This window comes from Brevundimonas phoenicis (genome assembly GCF_047237745.1).
In the GTDB taxonomy this organism is placed as follows: Bacteria; Pseudomonadota; Alphaproteobacteria; order Caulobacterales; family Caulobacteraceae; genus Brevundimonas.
This window is the reverse complement of record NZ_JBDFLN010000001.1, coordinates 1,052,365-1,071,772: the sequence shown is the minus strand read 5'-3', so window position 1 is coordinate 1,071,772 and position 19,408 is coordinate 1,052,365. Positions and strand designations below refer to the sequence as shown.

Sequence of the window (19,408 nt, the reverse complement as noted above, 5' to 3'; positions counted from 1 at the left end):
ATCAGGGTTCGTCAGCATACGCCGTTCCTCCGCCGCAGCCCTCATCGCCGCTTCCTCTGCTGCATGACGAAGCCGATGACCTTGGCGGCCGCTTCGAAGTGTTCACGCGGAATGACGCCGTCCACCTCGACCGCCGCATAGAGGGCGCGGGCCAGGGGCACGTTCTCGACGATGGGCACATTATGCTCCTTGGCCACCTCGCGGATACGCAGGGCCAGGGCGTCGACGCCCTTGGCGACGCAGACGGGCGCGCCGTCGCCCTGATCCGGCTCATAGCGCAGGGCGACCGAATAGTGGGTCGGGTTGGTGATGATGACGGTGGCGTCCGGCACGGCCTGCATCATCCGCTGACGGCCGCGCTGCATGCGGATTTGACGCAGCTTGGCCTTCACGTGCGGGTCGCCGTCGGACTGTTTGAAGTCTTCCTTCAGCTCTTCCTTGGTCATCCGCATCCGCTTGGCGAAGCGCATCCGCTGCCACAGATAGTCAGCCCCCGCCGTCAGCGACAGGAAGACCAGGGCCGACAGCATCAACGCCAACGCCAGGTCGCGTGCAAACGGCAGGATCATCGCCGGGCTCATGGCGGCCAGGTTCTCGAACTCGCGCGCGTGAGGCTTCAGCACCCACCAGCAGACGGCGCCGATGGCGACCAGCTTGATGAAGGTCTTGAGGAACTGCACCAGGCCGTCCGGGCCGAAGATGCGCTTGAAGCCCTCCAGCGGATTCACCTTGGACCACTTCGGCTTGACCTTGTCGGCGGTGAAGATGAGGCCTGACTGAGCCAGATTGCCGCCGACCCCGCCCATGATGACCGCGAACATCAGGGCCGCCAGGAACGGCGCCGCCGCCCAGACGGCGTGCATGCCGATCTCGACGCCTCCGCCCGCCTCCAGCCCGCCGATCATGGCGTGCGGCTGGGCCAGGAAGGGGGTCAGGGCTTGGGCGATCCGGGTCGAAAACCAGCCGCCGCCCGCCAGCAGCACCGCCGCCGCCCCGGCCAGAGACAGCGCCGCCGCCACGTCCGGCGACTTGGCGACGTCGCCCTTTTTCCGCGCCTCTTCGAGTTTTCGCGGGGTGGCGTCTTCTGTTTTCGACTCGGGATCGGGGCCGTCAGCCAACGGCGCCTCCCGTGAAGAAGGCCGCCACCGAGCGGTAGCGGTCGATGAAGACGGTCCCCACCACGCCCAGGCTGAGCGCGAACACCGACAGACCCAGGATGACGCTCAAAGGCGCGGCGGCGAAATAGACCTGGAAGCTGGGCATGACCCGCGCCACCAGGCCCGAGGCCAGGTTGAAGATCAGGGCGAAGACCAGCACCGGCGCCGCCAGTTGCACCCCCAGCATGAAGCTCTGGCTCAGGGTCTTCACCGCCATCTCGGTGAAGTCCGACACGATCAGCGGCTTGGCCGGGGCGATGGCCTCATACGATCCGACCATGCCGCCGATGAACAGGTGATGGGTGTTGGTGGCGAACACCAGGGTCACGCCCAGCAGCATCAGAAAGGCCGACAGGGTCGTGCCCGGCTGGGCCTGCAGCGGGTTGGCGGTCTGGGAGAAGCCCAGCGTCGTCTGCAGGGAGACGATCTCGCCCGCCGTGGTCAGGGCGGTCATGAAGCTGCGCAGGATGGCGCCGATGGCCAGGCCGGTCAGCACCTCGCGCATCACCCAACCGACCGTGGCGCCCAGGGTCGCGGGCAGGGCTGGCAGGCTGGAGCCCACGATGGGCCACAACGCCAGCGACAGCACCAGGGCCAACGACAGACGGACCCTCGGCGGCACATAGGATTCGCCGAAACCGGGCAGCATCATCAGGATCGCGCCGACGCGCGCGAAGATCAGCCCCCCGGCCCAGACCTGTTCCGCCGTGGCGTAAGGCTCCATGTCCCTGCCCTACAGCCCGCCCTACATGCCCGCGATGCGCGCGGCGATCTCGCGCATGAAGCCGCCCAGCAGGGCGCCCATCAGCGGCAGGAACAGCAGCAACGACACGAAGATGGCGATGATCTTGGGCGCATAGACCAGGGTCTGCTCCTGAATCTGGGTCAGGGCCTGGAAGAGGCCGATGGCCACGCCGACCACCAGGGCCACGATCAGGGCCGGCAGGCACAGCTGGATCGTCAGCCATAGGGCGTCGCGACCCACATCCAGAACTTCCGCGCCGCTCATCGCCGATCCCCGAGACGCCCCGAACACACGCACGGGACAGTGGGCAGAAAATGCCGACAGGATGGTTAACGCGACGTTAGGACGATGAAATGAGACCGATGTTCCGGTCGATGCCGCTTCATGCGATTGACAACAGCGGCGACTAGACGAACGTTTTCCTCCTCCCCCCGATCAACGCCTGAAGGATGCCTCATGAAACCGTTCCTGCGTCTCGCCTCCGTCCTGACGATCGCGACCTCGGCCTTGCTGGTCGCCGCGTGCGACAACAAGGCGCCGGAACAGACTGAAACGGCGACGGCTCCGGCCGAGGGCGCCTCGGCCGCCGCCGTCGGTCCCTTCGACGTGAACAGCGTGGCCCTGTCGACCGCCAGCCTGGGCGACTTCCCCTATCTGCGCCTGCCCGAGGGCTACAAGCCGCAGAACAGCGAGGCGCACGACTTCGCCGACTTCCCCTTCTGGACCGGCGCCCGGTTCGAAATGATCGAAGGCCGCGTTGATCAGACCCAGATCACCAACGACACCGGCAAGAGCTTCTCGCGGCTGGAGCTGCTGCGGAACATGGAGCACGCGCTGAAGGAGGCGGGCGCCGTTCGCATCTTTGACGGCCAAATTCCCAGCGACGCCGCCCATGCCCTGCCCGAGGCGGTGCAGATGGCGTCGCTGAACGGCATCGGCGACATCTATAACGGTCCGTCGCAAACCTGGGTGATCCGCCAGGCCGACCGCACGGTCTGGGTCCACCTGTATGTCGGCAGCGCGCAAGGCTCGATGGCGGTGGTCGAGGCCAAGGCCCTGGCGCCGACCGCCGGCCTGCTGCCGGCCGGCGAACTGGCGCGCAAGATCGCCGCCGACGGCCGCGTCGCGGTGCCGGTCGAGTTCGCGCTGGACAAGGCCGACATCCTGGACGCCTCGCGCCCCCAGATCGACGCCATGGCCCAGATGCTGAAGGACGAAACGAACCTGCGCCTGTCCGTCGAGGGCCACACCGACAATACCGGCGCGCCCGCCCGCAATCGTCCGCTGTCCGAAGAACGCGCCCGCGCCGTGGTCGCCGCCCTGACGCAGCAAGGGATCGACGCCAAGCGGCTGGAGGCCAAGGGCTTCGGCGCCGACAAGCCGCTGGCCGACAACGCCAGCGACGAGGGCCGCGCCCGCAATCGCCGCGTCGAACTGGTTCGCCTGCCCTGATCGGGGCAGAAGCGGTTTTAAACAGCGGCGCCGTTTCCAAAACCTGTGCAGGGGAGGTATGCAGCCTGTCATGAGCGACCAGACCCCCTCCTCCCCCGCCGTTTCCCAGGAAGAAGCCGAAGCCGCCGTCCGCACCCTGATCCGCTGGGCCGGCGACAATCCTGCACGCGAAGGCCTGATCGAGACGCCCAAGCGCGTGGCCAAGTCCTATCGCGAGCTGTTCCAGGGCTATGAAGTCGAACCGCGCGACTATCTGGAGAAGACCTTCGAAGAGGTCGGCGGCTACGACGAACTGGTCGTCCTGAAGGACATCCGCTTCGTCAGCTTCTGCGAGCATCACATGCTGCCGGTGGTGGGCAAGGCGCACGTCGCCTATCTGCCGACCGACCGGGTCGTGGGCATCTCCAAGCTGGCCCGCGTGGTGCGCGGCTTCGCCCGCCGCCTGCAGATCCAGGAGAAGATGACGTCCGAGATCGCCAACGCCATCCAGGACGTGCTGCGCCCCCACGGCGTCGGCGTGGTCATCGAGGCCGAACACAGCTGCATGACCATGCGCGGCGTGGACGTACCCGGCGCCAGCCTGATCACCAGCTGCCTGCTGGGCGTCGTCCGCGAAGACCCCCGCACGCGCGAGGAATTCATGCGGCTGGCGCGAGGCTAAAAGCCACTTTCCCTCCTTTTCTGACTGTGAAGGAGGGCACGGCCCCGTTCTTGCGTAACAGCATTCGAACAAGGGGGTCGTGATGCTGCAGGCTGTGTTTTCGTCCCGGAATGAACCGCCGCCGATCATGCGCGGCGGTTGGCTGGACGCGCTGCGCTTCATCGTGGCCGCCCTGATCATCCTGCATCACTTTCAGATGTCGGCGCCCGTCCCCCTGGCCGAGGGGCTGCATCCCGTGTTCGAGCGGGGCGGCTTCCTGCTGACCAACTTCTTCCTGATCGACAGCGGATACGTGCTGATGCGTGTCTATGGCCGCGCCGTCGGGTCGGGCCGGATGTCGAAGAGCGACTTCTTCCTGAAGCGGGCCTTGAGGGTCTACCCGGCGCATCTGATCGTACTGGGCCTGCTGGTGGCGCTGGTGCTGGCGGCGACCGCCGCAGGCATGCCGCCCAGCCATCCCGAGTGGTTCGCCTGGGATCAGCTTCCCGCCCAGGCGGCCCTGGTGCAGTCGTTCGGCGTGCACGGCGGCCTGGGCTGGAACGCCCCGACCTGGTCGATCTCGGCCCTGCTGGGCTGCTACGTCGCCTTCCCCTTCGTGCTGCGAGGGCTCAGCCGGATCGGGCCGTGGACGGCGCTGATCCTGGTCGTCGTCGGCTATCTGGCCGCCAATGAGCTGAGCTGGGCGATCCTGAAATATCCCGTCTATCAGATGCCGCTGAACCTGGGCATCTGGCGCGCCCTGCCCCTGTTCATCCTGGGCATGGGGCTGGCCTGGTTCGCGCAAGGCGTGTGGATCAACGCCCGCGTCGCCGGTTGGGCCGGGGTGCTGGCCGCCGTCGGCCTGGCCGTCGCCCAGTATTTCGACAAGAACGCCCTTTTGTCGCTGGTCTTCATCTCCATCATCATCCTGGCGGCGGGCGCCGTGCCGACCAAGCGGCCGTCCAGGCTGGTCGAGGCGGCGGCCATGGTCTCCTTCTCCATGTTCATATCGAACGAAGTGGTGCGCATCGCCTGGTTCGGCCTGGCCGAAGCCTTCGCCAACAAGCTGTCCCTGGGCGAGACCTGGCGTTGGGGCTTGTGGGTTCTGGGCGTGCTGGCGGCCTTCGTCTTCGCCTTCGGCCTGCACTATCTGATCGACCAGCCGATCCAGAACCGCATCCGCGCCTGGCTGAAGGCGCGCGGCAAGGGCGCCGCCGTCAGCCAGCCGGTCGTCTCGCTGGAGGGCTAGGCCCCGCCCGCCCCGCCGACCAGATGCAGGATGTTGCCGTCCGGATCCTTGAACCAGGCCAGACGCAGCGGCCCGGCGACATGGACGTCGCCGTCATGCGCCATGCCGTCATAGCGTTCAAAGACGACGCCCTTGGTCTTCAGGTCGGCGACGATGTCGTCCACCTCGACGCCCACGTCCCAGGTCACGGCGTTGGCCTGGTTCGTCCCGGCGAAGTCCGAGCGATAGACCGTCAGCCAGGTGTTCCCGGTGCGATAGCCCAGCACCCCGTCCATGCCGGTGTCCGCCAGGTTCAGACCCAGCACGTCGGAATAGAAGGCCCTGGCGCCCTCCAGATCCTTCACCGCCACGATGGCCGAGGAGTTCTTGTCCTTGAGCATGATGGTTCTCCCTTGTCAGGAGACAACCAACCGCAGGCGAGGACGATCCCTGTCGCGTGACTCCGCCCCGACATTACCGGCGTTTCATTTGACACAGCAGGCGTAGCGGTTCTCCTTTTCCGATCCATTGAGAACAGGAAAACCCATGCGCCGACTGGCTTTGACGATCACCCTGGGCCTGAGCCTGCTGGCGACGGGCGCAGCCGCTCAATCGAGCTCCTCCCCGATCCGGTTGGAGGACAGCGACGTCGCCCGCTTCTGGACAGCCTATGACGCCGTTCGCGCGGAGACGTCGCCGGAAGCCCAGAAGGCCGTGTTCCAAAGACTCTACATCGACGCCGGAACGCCGGGTCTGGCCGCCTTCATGGAGGCCAAGGGCTATACGACGGACACCTATCTTCAGGCGATCCGCGCCTATCCGGCCTATTGGGATTCGGTGCGGCCCCGCACGGCGCTGGCCGCCGGCGCCCTGACGCGGCTTGAGGGGCATCTGGAACGGTTCCGCGCCCTCTATCCCGAGTTGCGCCCGGCCGGGATCTATTTCGAGGTCGGCGCCTTGCGCTCCGCCGGGACGACGCAGGGCGACAAGGTTCTGCTGGGCGTCGAAATGGCCACCGGCGACGAAAGCGTCGACACCTCTGAAATGCCGGCCGGGCTTCAGCGCTTCTTCGCCTCCTACTTCGCCAGCAAGCCGCTGGAGAACCTGGACCTGCTGGCGGTGCACGAGGTGGTCCACACCCAGCAAGAAGGCGAGCGCCCCAGCCTGCTGGCCCAGGCCGTCTATGAGGGCGTGGCCGACTTCGTCGCCGAACAGGTGACGGGCCGGATGCCCGACTTGGCCTATGTGACCTATGGCCCGGCGCATGACGCGGCGATCAAGGCCGCCTTCCGCCAGGATATGGCGGGCGAGGACTTCAGCGGCTGGCTCTACAACAGCGCCGACAACCCCTTCGGCGTACGCGATCTCGGCTATTACGTCGGCTATGCGATCACGCGCGGCTATCATGATCGCGCGCCGGACAAGGCGGCGGCGCTGAAGACCATGCTCGAACTGGACTATTCGGACCAGGCGGCCGTCCAGGCCTTCGTCGACGCCTCAGGCTATTTCGCCGACTAGCCGCCGATCATCGCGAGCCCTCAGATCGGCATCCGCATGATTTCCTGATAGGCCGAAATCACCTGATCGCGGACGGCCATGACCGTCTCCAGCGAAGCCTCGGCCGAAGAAATCGCCGTGACGACGTCGATCAGATTACCCTGCCCCTGCACCGACTGGGCCATCTGGGTCTCGGCGGCGCGGGTCTGCTGCGTCGTCTGGGTCATGACGTTCTGCAGCAGATCGGCGAAGCCGCCGGCCGCGTTCGGCCCGGTGCTTGCAGCCGCATTGGCCGAGGTGGCGACATTGACGCCGCCCCCGCCCTGAACGGAGGCGTAGGCGCGGGCGGCCATGATGGGGTTCATGCCCTAGACCCTCTTACTTCTTGATGATGTCGAGGGTGCGGGAGTCCATGTTCCGCGCCGTCTCGATGACGTTCAGGTTGGCCTCATAGGCGCGCTGCGCCTCACGCATGTCCATGGCCTCGACCAGGGTGTCGACGTTGGGCCTCTGGACATAGCCTTCCGCGTTCGCCGCCGGGTGCGAGGGGTCGTAGTCCATGCGGAAGTCGCTCTGGTCCGGCCGCACCTCGGCCAGGACCACGCCGGTCGCCCCGGCGACATTGCGGGCCTGGAACACCGGGGTCTGGCGGCGATAGGGCTGGCCGCCCGCGACGTTGGCCGTGGATTCCGCGTTGGCGATGTTCTCGGCGATGATGCGCATCCGCGACTGCTGCGCCTTCAGCGCGCTGGAGGCGACGGCCATGGCGGTGTTGCGCGGGGTGACGGGACGACCGTTGATCGGATCAGGCATGGTTCAGTCTCCCTCAGGCTGCGGGCTTCTTGGCCGCCAGGCGGATCATCTGCATCGACTTCTGGTAGAAGCCGATGGCGGCGTCATAGGCCATGCGGCTCTCGGCCATCTTGAGCATCTGCTCCTCGACCACGACCGAGTTGCCGTCCAGCGTGGTCTCCGAATCCGGGGCGCGGGTCGCGTCGAACCGCGCCGCCTGGCCGGGCGGCGAGATGTGCCGGGCGTTGGTCGCCGTCATGCGCAGGCCGCCGCCCGTCCGCATCGCCTCGGCGAAGTCGGTCGGCGTCTTCAGGTCGCGGGCGACATAGCCGGGCGTGTCGGAGTTGGCGACGTTCTGGGCGATCACCCGCTGGCGGTCGTCCAGCCAGCCCAGGCGGCCCTTGATCTGATTCAGCAGCGGCAGGTCGGTGACGGACACGCGAATCCCTCGGACGGTGATCGGCAGAATTTGCCGCCTGCATGGTTAATATCTCGTATCCCTAAACGCGCCGTTAACCACGTCCGTTGAAACATGCCCCCGAAGCGCCGCGTCCGCGCGCCGCCGCCGTATGCGTCTGGGGCTGCATCCGCATGAACTTCCTCGATCTGTTCCGGGCGATCTTCGGCCTGGCCATCACCCTGGGCATCATCGGCCTGGCCGCCTGGGCGGCGCGGCGCTATGCGCCCGAGATCCTGGCCCGCTTCCAGGGACCGCAAGGCCAAGTGCGGCGCATGAAGGTGGTCGAGACCCTGGTGCTGGACCCATCGCGCCGCCTGGTGCTGATCCGCGTCGATGACGAAGAGCGGCTGATCCTGCTGGGCGAAGGCCGCGAACTGATCGAGCCCCGCCAGCCGGGAGGCGTGAAATGATCGGCCGTCGTAACGCCTCTCCCTCCCCTTCATGGGGAGGGTGGCTGAGCCCGAAAGGGCGAGGCCGGGTGGGGGCGACCGCAAAGACGAGCGCCGCGCGTTGCGTAAAGCCCTCCCCGCCCGGTCGCTGCGCGACCACCCTCCCCATGAAGGGGAGGGAGAAACAGAGCCTGTTCGGCATGCCGACCCGCGACGAGTTGAAGCGCGCGGCCCTGCTGTCGCTGACCACCACCGCCCTGTGCCTGATCTGGCCGCTGGGCGCCCTGGCGCAGGAGGCGGCGCAGGGCGGCTCGGCCATCAACATCGACCTGGGCAGCGGCGCCGGCCTGACGCAGCGCGTGGTGCAGTTGGTCGGGCTGATGACAGTGCTGTCGCTGGCGCCGTCCATCGTCATCATGACCACCAGCTTCGTGCGAATCGTCGTGGTGCTGTCCCTGCTGCGCACCGCGCTGGGGATGCAGCAGTCGCCGCCGAACGCCGTCCTGGTGTCCCTGGCCCTGTTTCTGAGCGCCATCGTCATGGGTCCGACGTGGCAGGACGCCTATGATTCGGGCATCCGCCCCCTGATGGATCAGCAGATGGAGCTGCCTCAGGCCTTCGATGCGGCGTCCGAACCGGTAAAAACCTTCATGCTGGCCCAGGTGAAGCCGGACGACCTGGCGTTGTTCACTCGCCTGTCGCGTGTGGAGGCCCCGGCGGACGTGCAGGATCTGCCCCTGCGGGTGGTCACGCCGGCCTTCATGATCAGTGAGTTGAAGACCGCCTTCACTATCGGATTTCTTCTTTTCGTTCCGTTCCTTGTGATCGATCTGGTGGTCGCCAGCGTGCTCATGTCCATGGGTATGATGATGCTGCCGCCGGTGGTGGTCAGCCTGCCGTTCAAGCTGATATTCTTCGTGCTGGTGGACGGGTGGCGACTGGTCGCCGGAAGCCTGGTCGAGAGCTTCCAGAGAGCCTCCGGAACCGGATAAATCCCCAGCCTGCAAGGCCTGCGCGCTGATGCGGGCTTGCCAAGCTCCCCAAAACCGTCGTTGATCCCCCGGTCCTCGTCCGGCGCTTCTTTCCGGGCGACCACCATCGGGAAAATACCCTCATGACCACTCAAGCTGAACTGATCGCCGCCGTCGCCAAAGACGCGGGCGTGTCGCAAGCTGACGCCGGCAAGGTGCTGACCGCCATTGTCGAGAACATCCACAAGGCCCTGAAGGGCGGCGACGACGTTCGCATCTCGAACCTGGGCGTGTTCGACACGGCCGAGCGCGCCGAGCGCGAAGGCCGCAACCCGGCCACGGGCGCGACGATCAAGATCCCGGCCTCGAAGGCCGTGCGCTTCCGCGTGTCGAAGCCTCTGAAGGACGCCGTCAACGGCTAAGCCTTACAGGCGCGTTCGATCCCCCTCGCGGGGATAGACGCAAAAGACCCCTCTCCCGTCGGGAGGGGGGTTTTTTATTAGGCGCAGACATTCCCTCTCCGCTCATCCCGGCGGACGCCGGGATCCAGTAAGAGCGCCGAACTGGTGATTTCCTCTCTTTTTGCGAAGAGGCTTGAAGCCAAAGCACTGGATCCCGGCGTCCGCCGGGATGAGCGGGATTTGGGGCAGTTCGATAACCGCAAAGGTGGAGCGACTACTGTCCCGCCCCGCTCTTCGCCCGGAACTCGGCCTTGGTCTGGGCGATCCAGCCGGCGTAGGCGTCGGCCCCGGCGCTGAGGGCGGCGAAGTCCTGCGGGCGGCCCGAACCGTCGGCTCCATCCAGCCCCGCCAGCGCCACCCGGATCGCGCCGGGCGAGCGCGCCCCTTCGGCGAAACGGGCGTAGTTCTTCGACAGGCGGCTCAGGGCGCCGGCGTCCTGCGCCAGGGAATAGCCCGCGCCTGCACGGATCAGGCGCGTCTCCTCGACCTCGCTGAGCGGCACGGCCGTCTCCTTCCAGCGGTCGCCGAGGCGCTGTTCATAGAGGGCGGCGGCCGCCCCCCACTGCTGCTGCTTCCACAGGATGTCGGCGCGCACGTCGCGCGCGGCGGGCGAGGCGTCCTTGCCCAGCACCTCCAGCGCATGCTCATAACGGCCCAGCTCCATCAGGGCGCGGGCCTCCAGCGCGCGGCGCTCAAGGTTCATCGCCGTCGGCAGCAGGGTCGTGCGCGACGACCACAGGGCCTTCAGCGCCTCTTCCGGCTGGCGGTTCATCAGATAGACGGCGGCCAGATTGGTCGACACCTGCGCCTTGGCCACCCCGTCCAGTCGGTTCTCGGCCTGATATTTCAACAGCTCCGCCGCCTGATCCAGCAGGTCGACGTCGATCAGGCGCCGCGCCAGACGCCGCACCATCTCGTCGCCGTCGGCGCCGACGGGCGTCAGCTCGCGGAAGTCGAAGAACAGGGCCAGGGCCTGCACCGGCTGCAATCCGTCGGCCGCCCCTTCCAGGAACAGGGCGCGGAAGGCGTTGTCCAGATCGGCCTGAAGCCGGTCGCCGCCCGGCAGGGTGACGATCTTCGGCCCCGCCGTCTTCAGCGTGGTCAGCGCCTCGCGATAGCGGCCCTGCGACAGGTACAGCTCGCCCAGGGTGCGGATCACCGCCAGCTCGGTCGCATCCCCGCGCCAGCGCCATTTCAGCGCCTCCAGCTGGGCGGCGGCCGCGTCGGCCTTCAGCGTCCCCTTGGCCATCTCCAGTTTGATGACGCCCAGACGCGCGGGCGTGGCGATGCCGTCCAGCGGCGCACGCGCCACCGCCTTGTAGACGGCCAGGGCGCGCTCGGGGTTCTGATCCAGTTCGAACAGCCGCGCCTGCACCAGGCGGGCGGTCAGTTGGTCCGGGGCCGAGACGTTCGGTTGGCTGAAGACATAGGCCAGCAGTTCGCGCGCGGCGTCGGCGTCGCCGGTCTCGACCGCCGCCATGGCGTGGGCGGCGCCGAAGCGCGCGCGCCATTCGGGGGCGAAGCCGTCGACCACGCCCGCCCCGGCCGCGAACAGCCGCCGGGCGTTGGCCCAGTCGCCCTGCTGGGCTGCGATATAGCCCTGCCAGACCTTGGTCGAGGGATCCCCGGCCAGGGCGCCGGACGAGAAGTCGGCCTCGGCCTCGGCGAAGCGGCCGATGGAGGCGCGGGCGGCGCCGCGCAGACCGCGCACCTCGGCCACCCCCTGCATGGCGGGCGTCTGCTTGATCAGGGCGTTCAGCACGCCGACCGCCTCGAACCCCAGACCGTGCCCGACCAGGAAGCGGGCATAGGCCAGCCGCGCCTCAATCGGGGCGCGCGGATCTTCGACGGCGCGGCCGCTCTCACGCTCGGCGGCGTCCTGAAGGGCGCGATGGCGGGCGGTGAAGCCGCCCTCGCCCGCATCGGCGGACCAGTCGGCTAGGATCAGGGACGGCCGTGACGCCGCGCGCGGGGCGTCCCCTCCCTCTTCGGCCGCCTCCAACCCCGCCGTGGGCGAGGACAGGGTCAGACCGCGCGGGCGCGTCACCGTCACCAGGTCGCCGTCGGCGGTGACGCTCAGATCATCGGTCGGCGTCTCGATCGCCAGGCCGTGGGCGGTGGGCAGGAAGCCCGCGTCCACCGTGCGGCGTGCGGTCTTCAGCCCCTTGCCGGGGGCCAGGGCGGTGACGGCGGCGAAGCGGTCGCCGATCATCGGATCGGTCAGCCAGACGGTGCGGGTCGCCCCGGCCATGCGCGCGGTCAGCGACGCCTTGACCGCGTCGTCACGCGCGATGTCCACGCCGCTGGGCGAGGGCGCGGTTCCGCCGATGGTCACGACCCAGGTCGAGCCTTCGGCGCGGGCGGCCACGGCCTGGCCCGGCTCGATCGGAATGCGCACGGCGGTGAAGTCGGGTCCGGCGGCCCAGCGGGCGCCGTTCAGCCCCTCGCCCTTCATCTCCATGCGGGCGGCGTGGTCGAAGACGGCCCAGACCGCCTCGCCGCGTCGGAAGACGGCGGCGCCGACCGGACCGTTCCAGGCGAAGCGCATCACCGTCTGCTGGCCCTTGACCTCGGCCGCCACCGGCACCGCCCCGCCGATCGGCACGGGCGAGGGTCGCGAGCCGTCCGCCCGCGCGCCCGGCGCATACAGGTTCAGCCAGACGGCGCCGTCGGCGGTCCCGCTGGTCGCGCCCGCGCCTTCGGCCAGGGTGAGGATCAGTTCGGTCGCCCCCTGAGCCGCGCGGGTCTCGATCTTCTCCAGCCCCTTGGGCGGATCGACGCGCAGACGGCTGACGTCGGGGGCGGCGGTCGTGCCGATGCGGACGACGACGGTGCGGCCGTCCTGGCGCACCCGCGCGCGCGATCCCACGACCCCGGCGAACTCGATCTTGGTGAAGCCGGCGTTGGCGCCGATGCGGATCTCGACCGGCGCGCCCGCCTGAGACTGTCCCTGGGCCAGCGAGGGCGCCGGCGCCAGGGGCGCGAAGACGACGACGCCCGCCGCGGCGGCCGCCACGGTCGTCTGCAGAACGCGCTTCTTGGCGGTGGCCCCGGACATATCGCGCGCATGCTCGCGCGAAGGGCTTTAATCGCGGTTAACGGGGCTTAAATCGCGGAAAACAAAGCCCTGCCCGCCAACCTTCCCACGTGGATAGGACAAAACACCCGCTTGCGTCGGGGCGCCCGAAGGCCGAAACCATCAGCCATCGTTCTTTTCAGGAACAGCCTCGTGTCCGACCCTGTCTATCCCCCGTTGAGCCCGCTCAAGACCGGCCTGCGCGCCCGCTGCCCCCGCTGCGGCGAGGGCCCGGTGTTCAAGGGTTATCTCAGCCTGCGCGAATCCTGCCCGGAATGCGGCCTGGATTACAGCTTCGCCGATCCGGCGGACGGCCCGGCCTTCTTCGTCATGTGCGCGGTCGGCGTTGTCGGCATGATCGCCTTCATGATCTTCGAGTTCACCGTGCACCCGCCGATCTGGGTCCACTTCGTCGTGACCTTCCCGATCCTGGCGGCCATGTGCCTGTGGGTGCTGCGGCCCTTCAAGGGCTGGATGGTGGCCGAGCAGTATTTCCACAAGGCCGAGGAAGCCACCTTCGTCAGCGTCGGCAAGCACGGCGAAGGCTACGGCTGGCGCGGTCAGGCTGAACGCGCCGCCAAGGCCGCCGCCCGCGACAAGGACTGACGTTCTCGTCGCTCTTTCTTCCCCTTCCCTCCTTCTCCCCCTCCGGGAGAAGGAGGGATCGCCAGCCTGCTCTCTCCCTGAAATAAAGACGTCTATCGCACCACCCGGAGGGTCACGCCCACCGTGCGCGGCGCCCCCAGGAAGGCGCCCAGCGTCCCCGTCTGGAACGGCGCGCCGAAGGCCACCTGGCGATAGTCCTGATCGAACAGGTTGCGGCCCCACAGCTCGACGCTCCAGGCGTCGTCGCGCGCCAGCGCGACGCGGCCGTCGACCAGCCAGAAGCCCGGCTGGCTCTTGGCCGGGTCCAGGTCCGAGCCGGTGTTGTATTCCGACGAATATTTGGCCGCCAGGGTGACGCGGCCCGTCAACCCCGCCGCCACCGGCCGCTCATAGGTGCCGGCCAGCGACCCGCTCCACAAGGGCGCGAAATTCATCCGCCTGCCCGCCAGCAGCGGCAGGCCCGGCACGGCGTCGTCGCCGTATTCCGTCTGGGCGTAGGTCAGGCCGCCCTGCAGCGACAGACCCTCGAACGGCAGGAACATGAAGTCCGCCTCGACGCCCTTGGCCCGCACCTCGGGGATGGAGCGGACCAGGAAGGTCGTGCCCAGGAAGGTGTTCAGCTGGAAATCGTCATAGGTCTGGCGGAAGGCGGCGGCCGAGACCAGCAGGCGCCGGTCCAGCATCACGCTCTTGATCCCCGCCTCGAAGGCGTCGGCACTCTCGGCCGGGAAGGCGCGCGAGGCGTCGGGGACCAGATTGGTCTGCCCGCGGTCCAGGTTGAAGCCGCCGTTCTTGCGGCCTCGCGACCAGGAGGCGTAGAAGCGCACGCCCTCGGTCGCCTTGAACTCGGCGCGGGCCATGCCGGTCCAGGCCTCGTCCTTGACGGTCTCGGACTGGCTCAGGCCGTTGAAGGCCGGGTTCGACCACGGCAGGCACAGGATAGCGTTGCTGACGCCGTTGGCCAGCGCCGCCGCGCAGGCCCGGCCGCCGTCGGTGTTGTGATAGGCGGCCGTCATCTCCTTGGTCTCATGGGTGCGGCGCAGGCCCCCGGTCAGGGTCAGGCGGTCGGTCACGGCGTAGGAGACCTGGCCGAACAGGGCGGCGCTGCGGGCCGTCTGCCAATAGCGGTCCAGCTGCCCCTCGCCCTCGACGAAGCTCGCGCCGACTGGAAGCCCCGTGATGCTCGACACGAAGGCCGGGTCGCCCAGCGGGGTCGACGCCGAGCGCGACAGCAGGCGGCTGACGTAGCCTTCGTAATCGGCGCCGTAGAACAGGCTGTCGCGACGGGTCAGCTTCTCATCGGCGAAGAAGGCGCCCGCCGACCAGTCCAGCTTTCCGCGCTGACCCGACAGACGGAACTCCTGCGTCAGGGTGCGGAAGCGGTTCGACCAGCTGCCGTCGTCCGGGCGATAGGCCAGATCGGCCGAGGTGAAGTCCCAGTCCTGGCTGATGACGCCGCGCCAGTCGCGCACCGCCGAGGTGCTGTCCAGCCTCGCCCAGCCCAGATCGGCGCTCAGGTGCAGGACCAGGCCCTTGTCGCGGATGCGAGTGTTGGTGTCGCGGTTGGAATAGGCCACGCGATCCCACGGCTTCGGCGTCGCCGCCACGCCGCCGTCGGGCGCGAAGGTCGCCAGCAGAGGCGCCGTCGCGCCGGTCACCAGTTGCACGCCGACGCAGCAGCGTTCGTTCCGCTCGGTCCAGTCGGCGGTCAGGCGGGCGGTCAGGTTCGGCGTGGCGCGCCACAGCAACTGACCGCGCACGGTGTCGTAATTCTCGGTCTGATCGTCGGTCGAGGTGCGCGGCCCCTCCCCGGTATTCACGTCATAGAGGCCGTCGCGGCGACGCGCGGCGACATACAACCGCCCGGCCAGAACCTCGTCCACGATCGGGCCGGTCAGGGAGACCGAGCCGCCATACATTCCATAGTCGCCGAAGGTCGCCTCGCCCGCCATGCGCGTATCGAACGACGGCGCGGCGGTGACGACGTTGATGACGCCCGCCGAAGTGTTCTTGCCGAACAGGGTCGCCTGCGGGCCTTTCAGCACCTCGATGCGCTCGACCTCGCCCAGATCGCCCAGGGCCGCGCCGTTGCGGGGACGATAGACTCCGTCGATCATGACGCCGACCGAGCTCTCCACGCCCGGATTGTCGCCCACCGTGCCGACGCCGCGGATGCGGGCGGTGGTGAAGGTCTGGTTCGAGGTCGAGGCCACGATCAGCCCCGGCGCCAGGATCTGCAGATCCTTGATGTCGCGCACGCCGACGCCGTCCAGCAGGGGCTGGCCGGCCACCGTCAGCGACAGGGGCGTGGCCGCCAGCGGCGCCTCGCGCCGCTCGGCCGTGACCACGATCTCGGACACCTGGGTCGGTCCTTCGTCAATGGCCGTCTCGGCCATGACGGGCGCGGCGAAAGCGAGCACAGACAAGGAGGCGGACGCGAGGGACGCGGCGCGAACAGCAGAAATCATGGGAGGAAAAACCGCTTTGCGGAGCGACGGCGCAAGGCTTCGTCGCGGACTGTCAGCGGATGTAACAGCCCCGTCGGCGGGGCGGAACCCCGACCGACGATCATCAAACGATGACTTTCAGGCCCGCCCGGCCAGCGGTCCCGAAGCGCGCGGCGCGAAGCTATGCTCCACCCGGCTGCGATGCGGGGCCACGTCGTTGCGCACGCCGCCGCCGATGCGACACAGTTGCTCCAACCCGCGCCCGCCGCCGCTTTGATGCGATGTGATCAAATCCAGCAGGCGCTCGGCCTCAGCCAAGGTCTCCGGTCGCTGTTCCAGCAACCAGACCTCAAGCGCCCCCAGTTCGGCTGTCAGCCCCCCCTCGCGGACCGAGACCTCCAGCCGATTGTCATTCCATTGACGGAGCAGCGCGCGCGCGGCCTCCATCGTCCATTGTTGAGCCATCTCGCCCCCCCAGGGCGAAGCGCCGGTCGGCCTCGACCTCCCAGACGCCAAAGAAGAATGTGAGCACGATCAGGAACCACAGGCCCCAAATCAGCGTGAAAAGCGCCCATGCCAGAGGCTCCGACGACAGGAGCGGAGCGCAGTAGGCCAGGACGCCGACAAGCTGGAACGCGGACGCCAGGACGATCCACCAGCGACCCGCGCGCTCGGCAATCAGCCACAGCGCCACGAAAGCCAGGCCATCGACGATCATCAGGCCGAGATAGAGCCCGTTCCACGTCAAATCCTCGACGACATAGGAAGCGGCCAGGGTCATCAGCATGACGGCGGCAGCCGCGCGATCGCCAGGACCGCCACGCCACAACAAAAGGCCCAGCCCCACGAAACCGAGGAACAGCAAAGCCAATTGAACCAAGTCCATCAAAGCCTCCGGCTGACCAGCCTATCCAAGCGCCAAGCCGTTATTTCCCGTCAGTCATGCGCTTCTCCACCAGCAAAGAGCGTCAGCGCAGAGCGTGGATCATCTCCAGGACGGGACGCATCAGAGTGGCCGCAACCACGGCGATCAGGATCCAGGCGAAAGCCCAGCCCACGATCAGCCACAAGACGGAGCCGCCGATCTTGCGCGGCCGGCGCCAGGTTCTGAGGCTCGCATACGACCGATAGAAAGGTGTCGGCCACGGCGTTCTCCCGCCCTCGACATCTTCCGAAGACCCTGCGAGGACGCCCCCTTCTGCCGATACGACGGGGGACGGCGACAGGGGGAATGATCCCCCTGAGTAGGAATTACTCAACACGCGCGCGGCCTGGAGACGGTCGGAAACGCCCAGCTTTTCATAGGCGCGATGCAGATGGTTCTGAACGGTGCGTGGCGACAGACCGAGTTGCTGCGCGATCTCCTTGTCGCCAAGGCGATGCGACACGAGCAGGAGGATTTCCCGTTCGCGCGGCGTCAGCTTGTCGATCTTCGCGTTCATGGGCACAGAATCCGACTATCCGTTCAGAACGGCGTCCGTCCAGTCTAGCCGCTCTCTTCTCTCGATAGAGAGTCACAACCAAGGCGAGCAAGGCAAATGATGGCGCCATTCTGCGCTCCCCGCGCCACACTCCTTCCGAAAACAGACCATGGGACGAAAACATGATGCTGGCGCTACTGATGGGCGGGCTGGGGCTGATCGTCGGCAGTTTCCTGAGCCTGGTCAGCCTGCGCCTGCCGCGCGGCGAGGACATCGTGGTCAGCCGCTCGCGGTGCGGCGGTTGCGGGCGCCCGCTCAAGCCTTGGCGGATGATCCCGGTGGTCAGTTGGGCGTTGTCGCGCGGCAAGTGCAGCGACTGCGGCGCCGTCATTCCCCTGCGCTATCCCCTGATCGAGCTGGCGTCCGGCGCCGTCGGCGTCTGGGCGGCCCTGTGCTTTCCCGATCCGGCCTGGGCCCTGGCCGGGGCCGTTCTGGGCTGGCAGCTTCTGCTGATCGCCGTGATCGACGCCGAGCATTTCTGGCTGCCTGACGCCCTGACCCTGCCGCTGTTCCTCAGCGGCCTGTTCGCCGCCGTGGCCCTGGACCCGGCGAACATCCAGAGCGGAATGAAGTGGTCGCTGATCGGGCCGCTGAAGACGCCCCTGATCGGGGCGGCGGCCGGTTTCGGCGGGTTGTGGCTGCTGGCCTTCCTCTACAAGCGCCTGCGCGGGCGCGACGGTCTGGGCGGGGGCGACCCGTTCCTGCTGGGCGCGATCGGCGCCTGGGTCGGGTGGATGGGCCTGCCCAGCGTGCTGCTGTGGGCGTCGCTGACCGGCCTCAGCCTGGTGGCGGCCAAGCTCGTGCTGCGCCGTCCCGTGGCCTCCACCGACCGCCTGCCGTTCGGCGTCTTCCTGGCCGTCGGGGCCTGGCTGACCTGGCTCTACGGTCCCTTGGGCCTGGCCTTCGGCGCCTAGAGCGACAGCAGGTCCGACCAGCGCCAGCGCCCGCCGCCCAGCGCCACGCGCGGCGCGCCCGGCTGGTCGCTGAGCGTCAGCAGCACATAGCCGTTGACCGTCTCGGCCTTGCAGGCGCGCGACGAGAAGCCGACCGTCACGGCGATGGCCTGACGCACCCCGGCCAGGCCCTTGCCCTCTTCGCCGGGGCTTTGCAGCCAGTCGCCGTTCCACATCAAGATGGCGCGGCCCGAAGCGCCTGAAGTGCGATAGGCCTGGCCGATGGCGGCGTTGATGCGCGCGTCGTTGCGCAGGGCGTCCTGGATGCGCTTGACCATGTCGCAGCCCTGGCCCGAGCCGCCGCCCACGCCCGAACCGGACCCGCCGCCGCTGCCGCCGCCGACGCCCGCCCCTGCGCCGCCGCCCCCGCCTGAGCCCTGTCCTGCGGTCAGGGCGCCGCTCAGGGCCCCCTCGCCCAGAAGGACGAAGGAGACGCTGGGCTCCGGCGCGGAGATGGGCAGAGGCTCGACCGTCGCCGGGCGCAGCGTCGGACGGCTGGGCCGCGGGGTCGGCGGCGTCGGCGCGGTGCGCCGCGCCTTCTCGGGCGTTTGGGCGGGAACGGGCGCAGGCGCGGCGGGCGCCGGTTCCGGCTTGGGCGCCGGCGCAGGCTCCGAGCCGCCTGCAGGCGCGTCGCCCGGCGCAGGTTCCGAAGGCGGCGGCGGCGGTGGGGGCGGCGGTTCGACCAGCATCACCTCGATCACCGGCGGAACCGGAGCCTCCGGCGGTCGTTCAACCGGCGCAGCAATGATCAGCGCCAGGATCAAACCGTGCGCGATCAAGCTGCCCAGGATCGGGCCGGCCTTGTTCCGATGGCGACGAGGCCCCGGCTTCACCCCGAAACTCCCCAAGCCTTGCCGTCATGGGACTTGTAGTTTTGGTCGCCCCCAAACACCAAAGCTATCAATAGATTCTCCTCGCCCTTTGATATTCGACAATGACCATCCCAGCACGTCAGGAAAATGGCGCCAACAAGCCAGACCATAAATCGACTCAAAACAGCAAAACGTCGATTGTTGAAATTTTTTTACAGTCAAGCTGAACCTTTTCACTTCT

General features: G+C 68.1%; 22 protein-coding genes. 9 read left to right on the top strand and 13 right to left on the bottom strand.

Annotation, left to right across the window (positions count from 1 at the left end; all coding sequences use genetic code 11):
* Positions 1 to 41: 41 nt before the first annotated feature.
* From flhB to fliQ, 3 genes are read right to left on the bottom strand one after another with little or no spacing between them, the layout of a single operon-like run.
* Positions 42 to 1,118 (bottom strand): flagellar biosynthesis protein FlhB, encoded by a 1,077-nt coding sequence (gene flhB, locus ABC419_RS05265; RefSeq protein WP_412876121.1) that lies wholly within the window; start codon positions 1,116 to 1,118, stop codon positions 42 to 44.
* Positions 1,111 to 1,881 carry a flagellar biosynthetic protein FliR gene (gene fliR / locus ABC419_RS05260; protein ID WP_412876122.1) on the bottom strand — a complete coding sequence of 257 codons (771 nt, stop codon included), beginning with the start codon at positions 1,879 to 1,881 and terminating at the stop codon, positions 1,111 to 1,113. Before fliR ends, flhB begins: the two co-directional genes overlap by 8 nt.
* A 21-nt stretch (positions 1,882 to 1,902) precedes the next feature.
* Positions 1,903 to 2,166, bottom strand: a complete 264-nt coding sequence (gene fliQ / locus ABC419_RS05255) for a flagellar biosynthesis protein FliQ (protein ID WP_003163604.1) — start codon at positions 2,164 to 2,166, stop codon at positions 1,903 to 1,905.
* A gap of 192 nt (positions 2,167 to 2,358) precedes the next feature.
* Here fliQ and ABC419_RS05250 point away from each other — a divergent pair, with 192 nt between their 5' ends.
* The 3 genes from ABC419_RS05250 (at position 2,359) to ABC419_RS05240 (ending at position 5,243) form a co-directional block, all read left to right on the top strand.
* On the top strand, positions 2,359 to 3,354 hold the full coding sequence (locus ABC419_RS05250) for an OmpA family protein (protein ID WP_412876123.1): 996 nt from the start codon (positions 2,359 to 2,361) through the stop codon (positions 3,352 to 3,354).
* A 70-nt stretch (positions 3,355 to 3,424) separates the two neighbouring features.
* The gene (gene folE / locus ABC419_RS05245; protein ID WP_412876124.1) at positions 3,425 to 4,015 is read left to right on the top strand and encodes a GTP cyclohydrolase I FolE; all 591 of its coding nucleotides are present in this window, start codon (positions 3,425 to 3,427) and stop codon (positions 4,013 to 4,015) included.
* 82 nt (positions 4,016 to 4,097) lie between these two features.
* Complete coding sequence (locus ABC419_RS05240) at positions 4,098 to 5,243, top strand: acyltransferase family protein (protein WP_412876125.1); 1,146 nt, start codon at positions 4,098 to 4,100, stop codon at positions 5,241 to 5,243.
* On the opposite strand, the gene ABC419_RS05235 is transcribed toward ABC419_RS05240, so the two are convergent.
* Positions 5,240 to 5,623 (bottom strand): VOC family protein, encoded by a 384-nt coding sequence (locus ABC419_RS05235; RefSeq protein ID WP_200168172.1) that lies wholly within the window; start codon positions 5,621 to 5,623, stop codon positions 5,240 to 5,242. The genes ABC419_RS05240 and ABC419_RS05235 overlap by 4 nt on opposite strands.
* A gap of 145 nt (positions 5,624 to 5,768) precedes the next feature.
* Here ABC419_RS05235 and ABC419_RS05230 point away from each other — a divergent pair, with 145 nt between their 5' ends.
* Positions 5,769 to 6,740 (top strand): DUF2268 domain-containing putative Zn-dependent protease, encoded by a 972-nt coding sequence (locus ABC419_RS05230; RefSeq protein ID WP_200168173.1) that lies wholly within the window; start codon positions 5,769 to 5,771, stop codon positions 6,738 to 6,740.
* Positions 6,741 to 6,760: 20 nt separating this feature from the next.
* Here ABC419_RS05230 and fliE read toward each other — a convergent pair whose 3' ends face one another.
* Genes fliE through flgB form a run of 3 tightly spaced genes read right to left on the bottom strand, consistent with a single transcriptional unit; the run spans position 6,761 to position 7,950 of the window.
* Positions 6,761 to 7,084 carry a flagellar hook-basal body complex protein FliE gene (gene fliE / locus ABC419_RS05225; protein ID WP_200168174.1) on the bottom strand — a complete coding sequence of 108 codons (324 nt, stop codon included), beginning with the start codon at positions 7,082 to 7,084 and terminating at the stop codon, positions 6,761 to 6,763.
* A gap of 13 nt (positions 7,085 to 7,097) precedes the next feature.
* Positions 7,098 to 7,532, bottom strand: coding sequence for a flagellar basal body rod protein FlgC (gene flgC / locus ABC419_RS05220; RefSeq protein ID WP_412876126.1), 435 nt, complete (start codon positions 7,530 to 7,532; stop codon positions 7,098 to 7,100).
* Between the two features lie 13 nt (positions 7,533 to 7,545).
* The gene (flgB, locus tag ABC419_RS05215) at positions 7,546 to 7,950 is read right to left on the bottom strand and encodes a flagellar basal body rod protein FlgB (protein WP_412876127.1); all 405 of its coding nucleotides are present in this window, start codon (positions 7,948 to 7,950) and stop codon (positions 7,546 to 7,548) included.
* 152 nt (positions 7,951 to 8,102) lie between these two features.
* Between flgB and ABC419_RS05210 the strand changes: the two genes are divergently transcribed.
* The 3 genes from ABC419_RS05210 (at position 8,103) to ABC419_RS05200 (ending at position 9,753) form a co-directional block, all read left to right on the top strand.
* Positions 8,103 to 8,381 (top strand): FliO/MopB family protein, encoded by a 279-nt coding sequence (locus ABC419_RS05210; protein ID WP_046652103.1) that lies wholly within the window; start codon positions 8,103 to 8,105, stop codon positions 8,379 to 8,381.
* Positions 8,382 to 8,560: 179 nt separating this feature from the next.
* Positions 8,561 to 9,352: a flagellar type III secretion system pore protein FliP gene (fliP, locus tag ABC419_RS05205; RefSeq protein ID WP_412876128.1), complete on the top strand. Its 792-nt coding sequence runs from the start codon at positions 8,561 to 8,563 to the stop codon at positions 9,350 to 9,352.
* A gap of 122 nt (positions 9,353 to 9,474) precedes the next feature.
* The gene (locus tag ABC419_RS05200) at positions 9,475 to 9,753 is read left to right on the top strand and encodes an HU family DNA-binding protein (RefSeq protein ID WP_200168177.1); all 279 of its coding nucleotides are present in this window, start codon (positions 9,475 to 9,477) and stop codon (positions 9,751 to 9,753) included.
* Positions 9,754 to 10,006: 253 nt separating this feature from the next.
* Here the strand turns inward: ABC419_RS05200 and ABC419_RS05195 are convergent, their stop codons facing one another.
* Positions 10,007 to 12,850: a tetratricopeptide repeat protein gene (locus ABC419_RS05195; RefSeq protein WP_412876129.1), complete on the bottom strand. Its 2,844-nt coding sequence runs from the start codon at positions 12,848 to 12,850 to the stop codon at positions 10,007 to 10,009.
* 252 nt (positions 12,851 to 13,102) lie between these two features.
* On the opposite strand from ABC419_RS05195, the gene ABC419_RS05190 reads away from it, so the two are divergent.
* Positions 13,103 to 13,474 carry a DUF983 domain-containing protein gene (locus ABC419_RS05190; protein ID WP_313576699.1) on the top strand — a complete coding sequence of 124 codons (372 nt, stop codon included), beginning with the start codon at positions 13,103 to 13,105 and terminating at the stop codon, positions 13,472 to 13,474.
* Between the two features lie 92 nt (positions 13,475 to 13,566).
* Here the strand turns inward: ABC419_RS05190 and ABC419_RS05185 are convergent, their stop codons facing one another.
* The 4 genes from ABC419_RS05185 to ABC419_RS05170 all read right to left on the bottom strand — a co-directional run bounded on the left by ABC419_RS05185 (position 13,567) and on the right by ABC419_RS05170 (position 17,363).
* Positions 13,567 to 15,942: a TonB-dependent receptor gene (locus tag ABC419_RS05185; protein WP_412876130.1), complete on the bottom strand. Its 2,376-nt coding sequence runs from the start codon at positions 15,940 to 15,942 to the stop codon at positions 13,567 to 13,569.
* 117 nt (positions 15,943 to 16,059) lie between these two features.
* Positions 16,060 to 16,386, bottom strand: coding sequence for a hypothetical protein (locus ABC419_RS05180; RefSeq protein ID WP_234288793.1), 327 nt, complete (start codon positions 16,384 to 16,386; stop codon positions 16,060 to 16,062).
* Positions 16,331 to 16,807, bottom strand: coding sequence for a hypothetical protein (locus ABC419_RS05175; RefSeq protein ID WP_234287633.1), 477 nt, complete (start codon positions 16,805 to 16,807; stop codon positions 16,331 to 16,333). The genes ABC419_RS05180 and ABC419_RS05175 overlap by 56 nt, the downstream gene beginning before the upstream one ends.
* A gap of 82 nt (positions 16,808 to 16,889) precedes the next feature.
* Entirely contained in the window at positions 16,890 to 17,363 is a 474-nt protein-coding gene (locus ABC419_RS05170) for a helix-turn-helix domain-containing protein (RefSeq protein WP_200168180.1), read from the bottom strand.
* A gap of 161 nt (positions 17,364 to 17,524) precedes the next feature.
* Between ABC419_RS05170 and ABC419_RS05165 the strand changes: the two genes are divergently transcribed.
* The gene (locus tag ABC419_RS05165; RefSeq protein WP_412876131.1) at positions 17,525 to 18,316 is read left to right on the top strand and encodes a prepilin peptidase; all 792 of its coding nucleotides are present in this window, start codon (positions 17,525 to 17,527) and stop codon (positions 18,314 to 18,316) included.
* Here ABC419_RS05165 and ABC419_RS05160 read toward each other — a convergent pair.
* Positions 18,313 to 19,188, bottom strand: a complete 876-nt coding sequence (locus ABC419_RS05160) for a hypothetical protein (RefSeq protein ID WP_412876132.1) — start codon at positions 19,186 to 19,188, stop codon at positions 18,313 to 18,315. The genes ABC419_RS05165 and ABC419_RS05160 overlap by 4 nt on opposite strands.
* Positions 19,189 to 19,408: the final 220 nt, after the last annotated feature.

What these genes read in the sequence shown, in the direction of transcription:
- fliE (WP_200168174.1), bottom strand. Translation starts at nt 7,084, where the DNA reads ATGAACCCCATCATGGCCGCCCGCGCCTACGCCTCCGTTCAGGGCGGG.
- flgC (WP_412876126.1), bottom strand. Translation starts at nt 7,532, where the DNA reads ATGCCTGATCCGATCAACGGTCGTCCCGTCACCCCGCGCAACACCGCC.
- ABC419_RS05250 (WP_412876123.1), top strand. Translation starts at nt 2,359, where the DNA reads ATGAAACCGTTCCTGCGTCTCGCCTCCGTCCTGACGATCGCGACCTCG.
- ABC419_RS05170 (WP_200168180.1), bottom strand. Translation starts at nt 17,363, where the DNA reads ATGAACGCGAAGATCGACAAGCTGACGCCGCGCGAACGGGAAATCCTC.
- ABC419_RS05180 (WP_234288793.1), bottom strand. Translation starts at nt 16,386, where the DNA reads ATGGCTCAACAATGGACGATGGAGGCCGCGCGCGCGCTGCTCCGTCAA.
- ABC419_RS05185 (WP_412876130.1), bottom strand. Translation starts at nt 15,942, where the DNA reads ATGATTTCTGCTGTTCGCGCCGCGTCCCTCGCGTCCGCCTCCTTGTCT.
- folE (WP_412876124.1), top strand. Translation starts at nt 3,425, where the DNA reads ATGAGCGACCAGACCCCCTCCTCCCCCGCCGTTTCCCAGGAAGAAGCC.
- fliQ (WP_003163604.1), bottom strand. Translation starts at nt 2,166, where the DNA reads ATGAGCGGCGCGGAAGTTCTGGATGTGGGTCGCGACGCCCTATGGCTG.
- ABC419_RS05235 (WP_200168172.1), bottom strand. Translation starts at nt 5,623, where the DNA reads ATGCTCAAGGACAAGAACTCCTCGGCCATCGTGGCGGTGAAGGATCTG.
- ABC419_RS05165 (WP_412876131.1), top strand. Translation starts at nt 17,525, where the DNA reads ATGATGCTGGCGCTACTGATGGGCGGGCTGGGGCTGATCGTCGGCAGT.
- ABC419_RS05195 (WP_412876129.1), bottom strand. Translation starts at nt 12,850, where the DNA reads ATGTCCGGGGCCACCGCCAAGAAGCGCGTTCTGCAGACGACCGTGGCG.
- fliR (WP_412876122.1), bottom strand. Translation starts at nt 1,881, where the DNA reads ATGGAGCCTTACGCCACGGCGGAACAGGTCTGGGCCGGGGGGCTGATC.
- ABC419_RS05175 (WP_234287633.1), bottom strand. Translation starts at nt 16,807, where the DNA reads ATGGACTTGGTTCAATTGGCTTTGCTGTTCCTCGGTTTCGTGGGGCTG.
- ABC419_RS05210 (WP_046652103.1), top strand. Translation starts at nt 8,103, where the DNA reads ATGAACTTCCTCGATCTGTTCCGGGCGATCTTCGGCCTGGCCATCACC.
- ABC419_RS05240 (WP_412876125.1), top strand. Translation starts at nt 4,098, where the DNA reads ATGCTGCAGGCTGTGTTTTCGTCCCGGAATGAACCGCCGCCGATCATG.
- ABC419_RS05200 (WP_200168177.1), top strand. Translation starts at nt 9,475, where the DNA reads ATGACCACTCAAGCTGAACTGATCGCCGCCGTCGCCAAAGACGCGGGC.
- ABC419_RS05230 (WP_200168173.1), top strand. Translation starts at nt 5,769, where the DNA reads ATGCGCCGACTGGCTTTGACGATCACCCTGGGCCTGAGCCTGCTGGCG.
- fliP (WP_412876128.1), top strand. Translation starts at nt 8,561, where the DNA reads ATGCCGACCCGCGACGAGTTGAAGCGCGCGGCCCTGCTGTCGCTGACC.